This window comes from Pantoea sp. CFCC18179 (genome assembly GCF_059412405.1).
Map to the genome: position 1 here is coordinate 236946 of NZ_JBNBPM010000005.1, position 11496 is coordinate 248441.

Here is an 11496-nt window from a genome sequence, read left to right on the forward strand (position 1 = left end):
GGTCGTGTGTTTTATGCCAATACATTATCAGCGGTATCGACCTTGGTATCGCTAATTTGCAGCTCACCAGAGATTAGTTTAGGTAGCAAGGTATCGCGAAGCCGATTTAACGAAATACTTTCATTAGTATTTTGTTTTAACTTCATAAAAGAAGGTGAAACTAAACTAGCAAAACCATTCATTATTTCGAGGGATGGAACTGCGATCTGATAGTTATTAAAGCAACCATTTTGTACCCGCTGGCGTCCCGATGAACCAACCATACTTTGCATAACATGCTGTCTAAATTTTTCATGTCGAGCTAAACAAGCAACATAAGAGAAATGTATATTTTCATTACCACGGAGAACGATAAATTCTGTTGAGCCAAAACCTACTTCATTATCGGACAAAAAGTCTACTACACCTGTTTTTCCATTCTGTAAACATGGTGTTATACGGGCAAGCAATACATCATGCTGCTTGAATTTCATTCCACCAGTAAAAGGCTTTTCGATGATCTCTTCTATTGAATAACCAGTTGTAGGAAGAGCTTTCATATCGACAAATTTTGCAATAATATTTTTAGCCAAACTCACTTTTGGATTAATAGAAATAGCTTCAGACACACTTTTAATTGGCCACCCATTTGGCACCCAACCACCCAAGCCAAGAGAAGGTTCGGAGCATTGCTCAAAAGCAGCAGAAAATAGCTTACGAATATCGTCCGGCAATGGCTTGAAATTGCTGCTTTCGCGCACGGATTTTCGGGCCTCAGCACGGCGCAATAGTTCATCAGGCAATTCTAAATCTTGCTCAAAAAAACCTGCATCCAGCGCATTATCAACCACGGGATCGAAGTCTACGAACCAAGATTTAAACAGCGCTTGTGACATCTGTTCTAAAGTCTGATTAATCTTGTGGTTGATAGTGATTTTTTCGTCGAGCCTGTAAAGTTTCTCACTAATAGAAGTTTGACGAGAAAAATCAGGGAAACTAAATTCAAGATCGAGAATATCACCAACTTTAATACTGGGTTGTGCAGCACCGCGATCGAGATTACGTAATTTGCCAACGTTAAATTTCAGTAAATAATAAAGATATTTATTCGAGAAACCTTCTTTGCAGCGAAGACCAATTGTATTTTGTATAATTGCACAAGTCTCATCTGGCGTAATTGCTACTTGCCCATAACCGTTTCCAACAAGAGTTAGGAGCACATCACCAGGTTCGGAGTACTTTCTCAAAAAAGTGTCGTAGGTGTTTTGGTCAATAAAACGCCGTGTCATGGATAAATCAACCATTCCTTGGCTTTTGATTAATACGTTATCTATTACTGGTATTCCCACCTCCGTATAGCTTTCAGGATTTCGCCCACGATTATCAATTACTTGCTCAATCACTTCAGCCAGCCGGATCAATTTCCAATTATTCCCCATAACCCAACGCCTCCATATTGGAGCGAATCGCCTGATCCAGCTTTGCAGCTTCATCCAATTGTCTATAGAGGATTTGGGTCAATGTATGTATCGAGGTTTCAAAGTCGGTGCCGTCATCCACCTGATCTGCGGCCCCTACATAGCGGCCCGGAGCCAGCACAAAGTCGTTGGCCTTAATATCTTCAAGGGTAGCAACCCTGCAAAAACCGGCTTGATCTTGGTATCGCTTGACACCGATCTCCTTGGCCTCAATGCGGCGCTTGAGTTCGCTCTCGCTACTACGCCAAGCGTGATAAGTATCCGCAATGGTGGCGATATCCTCTTTAGTCAGCTCTTTTTGGGTACGGCTCACCATAGTGCCAAGCTTGCGGGCATCGATAAATAAGGTTTCACCGCGGCGATCGCGATAGCCATACTTAGCGCTGGCCTGCTTACTTTTGCTGATAAACCACAGACAAACCGGGATCTGGGTGGTGAAGAACAACTGCCCCGGTAGGGCAATCATGCATTCGATACGGTCATCTTCTATCAGCTTTTGGCGAATCTCGCCTTCACCGCTGGAATTCGAGCTCATGGAGCCATTAGCCAGCACAAAGCCAGCAGTACCGTCTTCGCTCAGCTTGGAGAGCATATGCAGGATCCAGGCATAGTTAGCATTGCCGGTTGGAGGAGTTCGGAATCCCTCAAAACGTGGATCGTTGGTCAGCTCCGCATCATTGCGCCAGTCTTTCAGATTAAAGGGAGGATTGGCCATAATGAAATCAGCCTTTAGATCCGGGTGCTGATCGGCAAAGAAGGTATCGGCAGCACGCTCTCCTAGATTAGCGGAAAGACCACGTACAGCCAGGTTCATTTTAGCCAGCTTATAAGTAGTACTGGTCAGCTCCTGACCGTAAATAGCGATGTCTTTGCTTTTCCCCTGATGACTCTCGATAAATTTGAGAGATTGGACAAACATGCCGCCTGAGCCACAGCAAGGGTCGTAAATCTTGCCCTGATAAGGCTCAAGCATCTCAGCGAGCAGGGTCACCACTGCTTTAGGTGTATAGAACTCACCACCGCCTTTACCTTCAGTTGCCGCGAACCTGCCAAGGAAATATTCATAGACCCTTCCTACCAAATCCTCTTCGGTAACATCGCATTCATTAGCAAGGGTGTCGATGTTCTCAATACTATCAATGAGGGAGGCGAGTCTTTTTACTTCTAAACCTTGACGGGAAAAGTAGTTGTCAGGCAGGGCCCCCGTCAACGAGGCGTTACGTTTCTCGATAGTAGACAGCGCCGTATCGATGATTACTGCGATGTTATCCTGCTTGGCATGGGCTTTAACATAAGACCAGCGTGCCTCTTCTGGCAGGAAGAAAACATTATCCTGCTGATAGAAGACCTCCATATCAACAAAGGCTTCCTGACCGTTGTCGATCAATTTTGTGCGCTTAGCGTCGAACTTGTCGCTAATAAATTTCAGAAAGACCAAGCTCAACACCACGTGCTTGTATTCGGAGGATTCTACGCTGCCACGCAGCTGGTTAGCTGTATCCCATAGAGTTTCTTCGAAGCCTTTGCCAGCTTTCTTGGTTGGTGATTTAGCCATGTAAATATGTTCTCATTTTCTAATCAAAACTCGTCGGATTCACTCGGTTTAGAAACTTAGCCCTGATGAGCGGAAACATCATTATGGGTTAATTTCTAAGCGAGTATTCGACAATGTAAACAAAGTGATATTTATCCGGATTATCTCATAAAAGCTGCCGGACTTAATTACCATAGGCCCAATGAGTACAAATTTCCTGGAGGTCACTTCGAATCACAAATATTGGCAAGCTTCATGATGACGCTTATTTGGAGCAGAAATGCTACGAAACTATCTGATGAGCATACAATTAATTCTAAGGTTCGAGAAAGAATGAGTGTTGAGATAACAACGATGGCTCTAGAGGCTGCATTTTTTCGCGTGTGAAGTAATCACTGAGTTAACTTATTCGCAGCTTTAAGATTTGGTTAATCATGGCTGAAGTACCGATTCTTTGAATGAGTAATTTGCTTAAGTTTGCATTGATCGTTCTTCCATGACCTAAGAGACGCCTAGATATGCTGGCTTATTCAGGCTGGAGAGCCTTTATCGGCATTACAGCAAATAGGAGGATGGAAAAGTATCGAAATGGTTAGTCGTTACGCTCACTTGGCACCGAATCATTTAACGGAGCATGCGCGCAAAATTGACTCACTTTTGGGAAGTGGCGACACAAATACGACACAAGGTGAAAATCAGGTGGGATTAAATCTGGCGTAACTCATTGAAATCACTTGGCACGCCCTACAGGATTCGAACCTGTGACCTACGGCTTAGAAGGCCGGTGCTCTATCCAGCTGAGCTAAGGGCGCATAGTGATGGGGTCGGATTATACGTCCAGCGGCTCGCGCGTCAACGTTTTTGCCCTTGAAGCGCAGCGAAGTGCTGGCAGATTAACCAAAACGCCTTAATGCCGCTTGCGCCAGTCGCTCATCGACACCAAATTGCCGCCCTGCGCGGTTTCGCCTTCCAGCTCAATCCCTTGCTGCGTGAAGTGCGCATTGTACTGCTCACGCAGCGCGTGCAGTTCCTGGCTGTCCGGCTCAAGCTGGCGTAAGAAGCCCAACGCCAGCAACAGCTGCTGCCGTGATATCAACGCCGGAAAGCCTGCGCGGCTTAAGATGCCGTGCCAGCGCTGCACATTCTCGTCGCTGCCATCGACAATCAGCACTTGCCAAATCAGCAGCACCGCCGCGCCATTGTGCAGATGGGTGTCGTTATCGCCCACGATGTAGTCGGTGAACTCTTTGGCCGCCTCTTTGCCCATCAATGAAAGCATCGATTCGAGATGCACCGGCGGCAGTTGCAGCCGTTTGTTCAGCGCCTGCACCGCATGGCGCGAGCTGGCGGTCAGCAACTGAAAACCTATTACAAACACCACCGCCAGCGTGGCGAGAATTAACCAAATCATCACGTCATCCATATCATTCACTGCCCGGCATCATAAGCGCTAACGCGGTGTTTCGTCACGGCGAAAAAATCGGGAATGCGGCGCGCAAAGCGAATCTCTACCTGACAGCCGCACGCGCTTCTGACAGAATAGGCGCCATCCCCGATCTAACCCTCTACAGATGGATTTCCTCTCTGATGGCAGCAAAAATTATTGACGGTAAAACGATTGCGCAGCAGGTGCGCCTTGAGGTTGCCGAAAAAGTACAGCAGCGTCTGGCGGCCGGTAAACGTGCGCCAGGTTTGGCAGTCGTGCTGGTGGGTGAAAACCCGGCTTCGCAGATCTATGTCGCCAGCAAACGTCGCGCCTGTGATGAAGTCGGCTTCGTGTCGCGCTCTTACGATCTGCCCGCGACCACCAGCGAAGCGGAGTTGTTGGAGCTGATTGATACGCTCAACAACGATAACGAAATCGACGGCATTCTGGTGCAGTTGCCGCTGCCGGCTGGCATCGATAACGTCAAAGTGCTGGAGCGCATCACGCCGGACAAAGATGTCGATGGCTTCCATCCGTACAACGTTGGTCGTCTGTGCCAACGCGCGCCAAAGCTGCGTCCATGTACGCCGCGCGGCATCGTTACGCTGCTGGAGCGCTATAACATCGATACTTACGGCCTGAACGCCGTGGTGGTTGGCGCGTCGAATATCGTTGGCCGTCCGATGAGCATGGAACTGTTGCTGGCCGGTTGCACCACCACAGTGACGCACCGTTTTACCAAAGATTTACGTCATCACGTTGAGCACGCCGATCTGCTGGTGGTTGCGGTGGGTAAACCGGGCTTTATTCCGGGCGACTGGATTAAGCCGGGCGCGGTGGTGATCGATGTCGGCATCAACCGTCTGGAGAGCGGCAAAGTGGTGGGCGATGTGGAGTTTGAAGCGGCGTCTGAGCGCGCTTCTTACATCACGCCCGTTCCGGGCGGCGTCGGTCCAATGACCGTTGCCACCTTGATCCAAAACACGCTGACAGCGTGCGAAGAATTTCACGATATAGAGGAGGCATAATGGCCAGTTTTTCTCTCGGTACACATGCCCACGTTGATTTGTGCGATCTGCTGAAAATCGAAGGTTGGGTGGAAAGCGGTGCGCAGGCGAAAGCCGTGATTGCTGATGGTGAAGTGCGCGTTGATGGCGCAGTTGAAACGCGCAAGCGTTGCAAGATTGTGGCAGGCCAGAAAGTTGAGTTTGCCGGTTATAAGATTACGGTTGTTGCTTAAGATTGTGGTGGTCGCCATGAATGGCGACCCTACAAAATCTGGGTTTCCCCTTCTACTTGTTGCAACTCGATATGATTCACCGCCGTATGTTGAGCAATCAGCGTTGCCAGTTTTGGCGAATGGCTGGTGATCCATAGTTGGCTGAACTGACTGGCTTCGGCGATCAGTCGTGCTAACGCCGGTAGCAAATCTTCATGCAGGCTGTTTTCCGGTTCGTTGAGCGCCATAAACTGCGGCGGACGCGGGCTGAGCAGCGCCACCACTAAGCACAGAAAACGCAGCGTGCCATCCGAAAACTCGGCACTTTCCAGCGGACGTAAGATGCCGCGCCGCGACATCAGCATCTGAAAACGCCCATTCTGTACATCAACGTGAAATTCGCTGTCGGGGAAGGCTTCGGCCATCACCTGAAACAGCAATTCGGAATGACCGCGCTCGACAATCGTCGCCCACGCTGCCGCCAGATTGCTGCCATCATGCGACAGCACCGGCGCACGCACGCCAATTTGCGGCGCACGAATCGGTGATCCCGGCCACACGGCAAATTCGTGATAGAAGCGCCACTCGCGCAGCCGTTCGCGCACCTGCGACAGTTCCGGATAAAGATGCGGTTCACCCAGTTGCCCAAACAGCGACTCTTCAGGATGCAGCACCGCCGGATACGCCACGCGTTCGCCATCGACGTTGTGCAGAAACGCAGTCTGATTTTCGCGCTGCATAATGCACGACGAAGGACGTCGCCGCTGGCCGCTCAGCCAAATGCGTTCGTCTTTCACCAGCGGATCGAGATTGAACATGCTGGTGGCTAGCGGCTCAGGAAAACCGACCTCCAGCTGATAATCCATATCGTCCATCACCACCGCCAGCGACAGACGTTTAGGATCGTGGCGACGATCGCCGCGTCGCAATCCGCCCGCCCACATCGCTTTCTGGATGCCGCCCTCTTCCGCCAGCGCCAAGGCCAAACGTCCGCTGGCCGCTTCGTGCAGCAATCGCACCGCTTTGTAGAGATTGGATTTGCCGCAGCCGTTTGGGCCGCTGACTACGTTGAGCTGTTGCAGCGGTAACGTGAGGTTGCGTACCGAGCGAAAGCCGCGAATCTGGATCTGTTCAATCGACATAATAAAAAAGGGCGATTTCTCGCCCTCTCCGGTTATTTACGACGCCAGCTGGAACCTTGCGGCCCGTCTTCGACGATAACGCCCAATTCGTTGAGCTTGTCGCGCGCCACATCCGCTTGCGCCCAATCTTTAGCGGCACGCGCATCGGCACGGGTTTTCACCCAATGCTCGATTTCCGCCACTTCTTCGTCATTGACCTGCGCACCGCTTTGCAAGAATTGCTCAGGATCTTGCTGCAAGATACCGAGAACGTTGGCGATCTGGCGCAGTTTCGCTGCCAGCGCATCTGCCGCCGCGTTGTCTTCACCTTTCAAGCGATTGACTTCACGCGCCATGTCGAACAGCACCGAATAGGCTTCCGGCGTGTTGAAGTCGTCGTCCATCGCCAGACGAAAACGCGCTTCAAACTCTTCGCCGCCCGCTGCGGTGGCGTTGGCATCAGTGTGACGCAGCGCGGTATATAAACGCTCCAACGCGGCACGCGCCTGATTGAGATTATCTTCGCCATAGTTGAGCTGGCTGCGATAGTGGCCCGACATCAGGAAATAACGCACGGTTTCGGCATCGTAATGCTGCAACACGTCGCGTACGGTGAAGAAGTTATCCAGCGATTTCGACATCTTCTCGCGATCAACCATCACCATGCCGGAATGCATCCAGTAATTCACGTATGGGCCGTCGTGCGCGCAGGTGGATTGCGCCACTTCGTTTTCATGGTGCGGGAACATCAGATCCGAGCCGCCGCCGTGAATGTCGAAATGGGTGCCGAGCTGTTTGCAGTTCATCGCTGAACATTCGATGTGCCAGCCTGGACGACCGTTGCCCCATGGCGAATTCCACGCCGGTTCATCGGCTTTAGACATTTTCCACAGCACGAAGTCCATTGGATTGCGTTTCACATCCGCCACTTCAACGCGTGCGCCAGCTTGCAGCTGCTCCAGATCCTGACGCGATAGCGCGCCGTAATCTTTGTCGCTCAGCACGTCGAACATTACGTCGCCGTTGTCGGCTACATATGCGTGACCGCGTTCGATCAGCTTGCCGACCAGTTCGATGATTTCATCAATATGGCGCGTGGCGCGCGGTTCGAGATCCGGTGGCAAAATGCCCAGCGCGGCAAAATCGGTGTGCATTTCGGCAATCATGCGGTTGGTCAGCGTTTCAATGCTTTCACCGTTCTGATTGGCACGTTTGATGATTTTGTCATCAATATCGGTGATGTTACGCACATACTTCAGCGTGTAGCCCACGTAACGCAGATAACGCGCCACCACATCGAATGCCACAAAAGTCCGCCCATGACCGATATGACAGAGATCGTAAACCGTGATACCACAGACATACATGCCGATTTGACCGGCGTGGATAGGTTTAAATTCCTCTTTCTGTCGACTCAGGGTGTTATAGATCTTTAGCATTGACGGTTCCGTTTGGTTTACGTGTGCGGGATTCGAACGTTATAAAAGTGAGTTTGGTTTTTATGTGGTCACCCTAAAGGGCGACCCTACGACAGGGTTTGTAGGGTCGCCCTTTAGGGTGACCACAACCACATCGCTTAACTGACAAACATCAAGCCGGTTATTGTGCCGTATTTTTCTGACTTGTGCATCGCTCGCTTGCCAACTGAAGTCCGGTTACTGACGCGTTATTGGAAATTGTGATATAAGAAGCGTCTACAAAAAAGCCGCGCTGCCTTGCGGCGTGGTAGTTGACACTGACGACAAACTTTACAGGAAGAAAATAATGGTCACTTTCCAGACGAACCATGGCGATATCGTAATTAAAACCTTCGATGACAAAGCGCCGGCTACCGTGAAGAACTTCCTGGAATACTGCGCGGAAGGTTTTTACGATAACACTATCTTCCATCGCGTAATCAACGGTTTCATGATTCAGGGTGGTGGTTTTGAGCCTGGCATGAAGCAGAAAGACACCAAAGCAGACATCCGCAACGAAGCGAACAATGGCCTGAAAAACACCAAAGGCACGCTGGCGATGGCGCGTACCCAGGCTCCTCACTCTGCTACTGCCCAGTTCTTCATTAACGTGGCAGACAACGACTTCCTGAACTTCCGTGACGAAAGCCTGCAAGGTTGGGGTTACTGCGTGTTCGCAGAAGTGGTTGAAGGCATGGACGTTGTTGAGAAAATCAAAGCGGTGAAAACTGGCCGCAGCGGCATGCATCAGGACGTTCCGGTTGACGACGTTGTCATCCAGAAAGTGACTGTTAGCGAGTAATGTCGCGCACGCTGTTTATCGCAGATCTGCATCTGTGCACTCAAGAACCGGCAATTACTGCCGGTTTTCTGCATTTTTTGCAGGGTGAAGCGCAACAATGCGATGCGCTTTATCTCCTCGGCGATCTGTTTGAAGCGTGGATTGGCGACGACGATCCCAATCCGCTGCATCAGCAAATCGCTGCGGCGCTCAAGGCACTACCGGTGCCGAAATTCTTCATTCATGGCAATCGTGATTTCCTGCTCGGTCAGCGTTTTGCGCGCGCCGCTGGCATGACCTTGCTGCCGGAAGAAAAAGTGCTGGAACTCTATGGCCAACGCGTGTTGATCATGCATGGCGATACCTTGTGCACCGATGATCAAGGCTACCAACGCTTTCGCGCCAAAGTGCATCAACGCTGGTTGCAACGGCTGTTTCTCGCCTTGCCGCTGCGCCTGCGGATGCGCATTGCCGCGCGCATGCGTAATGGCAGCAAACAAGCCAATCAGCACAAATCATTGAGCATCATGGACGTCAATCAGCAAGCGGTGGAAGCGGCGATGACGCGCCAACAGACGCCGATTCTGATTCACGGTCACACCCATCGCCCCGCCATTCATCAATTCTCGCTGCACGGCGAAAATGTGCAACGTGCGGTGCTCGGTGCCTGGCATGAAAACGGCTCGATGATTCAGGTGGATGCCAGCGGCGTCAGCTTGATCGAATTCCCCTTCTGAAATCCGGGCATCAATGCCCGTTTTCCGCCTACGCAACCGTTTTCCTTGCTGCCATCTCATGCTATTCTCTGTGCCCTTCTTCGCCTGCCCGCCCGGCCAGGTTCGTTTTGCATATTCACAGGAGTTGACCGCATGTCATCCAACGCCACCCCGGCTCGTATCGCCATTGTCATGGGTTCCAAAAGTGACTGGGCTACCATGCAGTTCGCCGAGGAAATTCTTAACAGCCTGGATGTTCCGTTCCACGTCGAAGTGGTCTCCGCTCACCGCACGCCAGACAAACTGTTCAGCTTCGCCGAAAGCGCTGCCGAAAACGGCTATCAGGTGATCATCGCCGGTGCCGGCGGTGCAGCCCATTTGCCGGGCATGCTGGCCGCGAAAACGCTGGTTCCAGTGCTGGGCGTGCCGGTGCAAAGCGCCGCGCTGAGCGGTGTCGATAGCCTGTATTCCATCGTGCAGATGCCGCGCGGCATTCCGGTCGGTACGCTGGCGATTGGCAAAGCCGGTGCGGCTAACGCGGCGTTACTGGCAGCGCAAATCCTGGCGATCCACGATCAAGCGCTGTCCACGCGCCTCGCCAACTGGCGTCAAACGCAGACCGATGAAGTGCTGAATAACCCGGACCCGCGGGAGGACGCATGAAGCCGGTTTGCGTATTAGGTAATGGTCAGTTAGGCCGCATGCTGCGCCAGGCGGGTGAACCACTGGGCATCGCGGTATTTCCGGTGGGATTGGATGCCGAACCGTCGGCATTGCCTATCGCCGAAAGCGTGATCACCGCTGAGATCGAACGTTGGCCGGAAACCGCGTTAACCCGCGAACTGGCGAGCCATCCGGCGTTTGTGAATCGCGATATTTTCCCGCGTCTGGCCGATCGCCTGACGCAAAAACAGCTGCTGGATCAACTCAATCTCGCTACCGCGCCGTGGCAATTGCTGGTAGATAAAGCCGAGTGGCCGAGCGTGTTTAACACGTTGGGTGAGCTGGCGATTGTTAAACGTCGTACCGGCGGCTACGACGGTCGCGGTCAATGGCGTTTGCGCGCCAATGAAACTGATGCGCTGCCGGACGAGTGCTACGGCGAATGCATCGTCGAGCAAGGCATCAACTTCAGCGGCGAAGTGTCGCTGGTCGGCGCGCGCGGACACGATGGCAGCACGGTGTTTTATCCGCTGACGCATAACCTGCATCAGGACGGTATTCTGCGCACCAGCGTGGCTTTCCCGCAGGCCGATGCCGCACAGCAACAGCAAGCCGAAGCGATGCTCAGCGCCATCATGCATGAGCTGAAGTATGTCGGCGTTATGGCGATGGAGTGTTTCATCACGCCAGAAGGCTTGCTGATTAATGAGCTGGCACCGCGCGTGCACAACAGCGGACACTGGACGCAAAATGGCGCGTCAATCAGCCAATTCGAACTGCATCTGCGCGCCATTCTGGGCTTAGCACTGCCGCAGCCGGTGGTGTTTGCGCCGTCAGTGATGGTGAATTTGATTGGCACCGCAGTGAATCTCGATTGGCTGCAACAACCGCTGGTGCATCTGCATTGGTACGATAAAGAAGTACGTCCGGGCCGTAAGGTCGGACATCTTAATCTGACCGATAGCGATCAGGTACGTTTGGTATCCGCGCTGAATGCGCTGGTGCCGCTGCTGCCAGAAGAGTATGCGAGTGGTATTGCGTGGGCGGTTGAAAAGCTGTAATTAACAAGGTCGCCATGAATGGCGACCTTACGCAGATTTTGTAGGGTCGCCATTCATGGCG

At 52.0% G+C, this 11496-nt stretch carries 11 protein-coding genes, 1 tRNA gene and 1 pseudogene; 7 read left to right on the top strand and 6 right to left on the bottom strand.

Features of this window, described 5'->3' with window-relative positions; translation table 11 throughout:
• Positions 1-11: 11 nt before the first annotated feature.
• On the bottom strand, positions 12-1418 hold the full coding sequence (locus ACPUC7_RS12440) for a restriction endonuclease subunit S (RefSeq protein WP_494923147.1): 1407 nt from the start codon (positions 1416-1418) through the stop codon (positions 12-14).
• Positions 1408-3012: a type I restriction-modification system subunit M gene (locus ACPUC7_RS12445; protein ID WP_494923148.1), complete on the bottom strand. Its 1605-nt coding sequence runs from the start codon at positions 3010-3012 to the stop codon at positions 1408-1410. Before ACPUC7_RS12445 ends, ACPUC7_RS12440 begins: the two co-directional genes overlap by 11 nt.
• A gap of 471 nt (positions 3013-3483) precedes the next feature.
• Here ACPUC7_RS12445 and ACPUC7_RS12450 point away from each other — a divergent pair.
• Positions 3484-3711, top strand: a pseudogene (locus ACPUC7_RS12450) (tyrosine-type recombinase/integrase); the annotation flags it as partial.
• Between the two features lie 15 nt (positions 3712-3726).
• Here ACPUC7_RS12450 and ACPUC7_RS12455 read toward each other — a convergent pair.
• Positions 3727-3803: transfer RNA gene (locus ACPUC7_RS12455), tRNA-Arg, on the bottom strand.
• A 95-nt stretch (positions 3804-3898) separates the two neighbouring features.
• The gene (locus ACPUC7_RS12460; RefSeq protein WP_494923149.1) at positions 3899-4402 is read right to left on the bottom strand and encodes a DUF1198 family protein; all 504 of its coding nucleotides are present in this window, start codon (positions 4400-4402) and stop codon (positions 3899-3901) included.
• 176 nt (positions 4403-4578) lie between these two features.
• Between ACPUC7_RS12460 and folD the strand changes: the two genes are divergently transcribed.
• Both folD and ybcJ read left to right on the top strand, forming a co-directional pair.
• Positions 4579-5445: a bifunctional methylenetetrahydrofolate dehydrogenase/methenyltetrahydrofolate cyclohydrolase FolD gene (gene folD, locus ACPUC7_RS12465; RefSeq protein WP_494923150.1), complete on the top strand. Its 867-nt coding sequence runs from the start codon at positions 4579-4581 to the stop codon at positions 5443-5445.
• A complete protein-coding gene (ybcJ, locus tag ACPUC7_RS12470) occupies positions 5445-5657 on the top strand; it encodes a ribosome-associated protein YbcJ (RefSeq protein ID WP_343552169.1) in 213 nt (70 codons plus the stop codon). The genes folD and ybcJ overlap by 1 nt, the downstream gene beginning before the upstream one ends.
• 29 nt (positions 5658-5686) lie before the next feature.
• On the opposite strand, the gene ACPUC7_RS12475 is transcribed toward ybcJ, so the two are convergent.
• Both ACPUC7_RS12475 and cysS read right to left on the bottom strand, forming a co-directional pair.
• The gene (locus ACPUC7_RS12475; protein WP_494923151.1) at positions 5687-6778 is read right to left on the bottom strand and encodes an AAA family ATPase; all 1092 of its coding nucleotides are present in this window, start codon (positions 6776-6778) and stop codon (positions 5687-5689) included.
• Between the two features lie 32 nt (positions 6779-6810).
• Positions 6811-8196 (bottom strand): cysteine--tRNA ligase, encoded by a 1386-nt coding sequence (cysS, locus tag ACPUC7_RS12480; RefSeq protein ID WP_494923152.1) that lies wholly within the window; start codon positions 8194-8196, stop codon positions 6811-6813.
• Positions 8197-8521: 325 nt separating this feature from the next.
• Here cysS and ppiB point away from each other — a divergent pair, with 325 nt between their 5' ends.
• The 4 genes from ppiB (at position 8522) to purK (ending at position 11435) form a co-directional block, all read left to right on the top strand.
• Positions 8522-9016 (top strand): peptidylprolyl isomerase B, encoded by a 495-nt coding sequence (ppiB, locus tag ACPUC7_RS12485; RefSeq protein WP_097094653.1) that lies wholly within the window; start codon positions 8522-8524, stop codon positions 9014-9016.
• Positions 9016-9732, top strand: a complete 717-nt coding sequence (locus ACPUC7_RS12490) for a UDP-2,3-diacylglucosamine diphosphatase (RefSeq protein WP_494923153.1) — start codon at positions 9016-9018, stop codon at positions 9730-9732. The genes ppiB and ACPUC7_RS12490 overlap by 1 nt, the downstream gene beginning before the upstream one ends.
• A gap of 132 nt (positions 9733-9864) precedes the next feature.
• On the top strand, positions 9865-10374 hold the full coding sequence (gene purE / locus ACPUC7_RS12495) for a 5-(carboxyamino)imidazole ribonucleotide mutase (protein WP_343552173.1): 510 nt from the start codon (positions 9865-9867) through the stop codon (positions 10372-10374).
• Entirely contained in the window at positions 10371-11435 is a 1065-nt protein-coding gene (gene purK / locus ACPUC7_RS12500; protein WP_494923154.1) for a 5-(carboxyamino)imidazole ribonucleotide synthase, read from the top strand. Before purE ends, purK begins: the two co-directional genes overlap by 4 nt.
• The last annotated feature ends 61 nt before the right edge of the window (positions 11436-11496 follow it).

Bases quoted from the DNA above. Each gene is read 5' to 3' on its own strand.
- ACPUC7_RS12440 (WP_494923147.1), bottom strand. From the start codon at position 1,418: ATGGGGAATAATTGGAAATTGATCCGGCTGGCTGAAGTGATTGAGCAA.
- ACPUC7_RS12445 (WP_494923148.1), bottom strand. From the start codon at position 3,012: ATGGCTAAATCACCAACCAAGAAAGCTGGCAAAGGCTTCGAAGAAACT.
- ACPUC7_RS12460 (WP_494923149.1), bottom strand. From the start codon at position 4,402: ATGATTTGGTTAATTCTCGCCACGCTGGCGGTGGTGTTTGTAATAGGT.
- folD (WP_494923150.1), top strand. From the start codon at position 4,579: ATGGCAGCAAAAATTATTGACGGTAAAACGATTGCGCAGCAGGTGCGC.
- ybcJ (WP_343552169.1), top strand. From the start codon at position 5,445: ATGGCCAGTTTTTCTCTCGGTACACATGCCCACGTTGATTTGTGCGAT.
- ACPUC7_RS12475 (WP_494923151.1), bottom strand. From the start codon at position 6,778: ATGTCGATTGAACAGATCCAGATTCGCGGCTTTCGCTCGGTACGCAAC.
- cysS (WP_494923152.1), bottom strand. From the start codon at position 8,196: ATGCTAAAGATCTATAACACCCTGAGTCGACAGAAAGAGGAATTTAAA.
- ppiB (WP_097094653.1), top strand. From the start codon at position 8,522: ATGGTCACTTTCCAGACGAACCATGGCGATATCGTAATTAAAACCTTC.
- ACPUC7_RS12490 (WP_494923153.1), top strand. From the start codon at position 9,016: ATGTCGCGCACGCTGTTTATCGCAGATCTGCATCTGTGCACTCAAGAA.
- purE (WP_343552173.1), top strand. From the start codon at position 9,865: ATGTCATCCAACGCCACCCCGGCTCGTATCGCCATTGTCATGGGTTCC.
- purK (WP_494923154.1), top strand. From the start codon at position 10,371: ATGAAGCCGGTTTGCGTATTAGGTAATGGTCAGTTAGGCCGCATGCTG.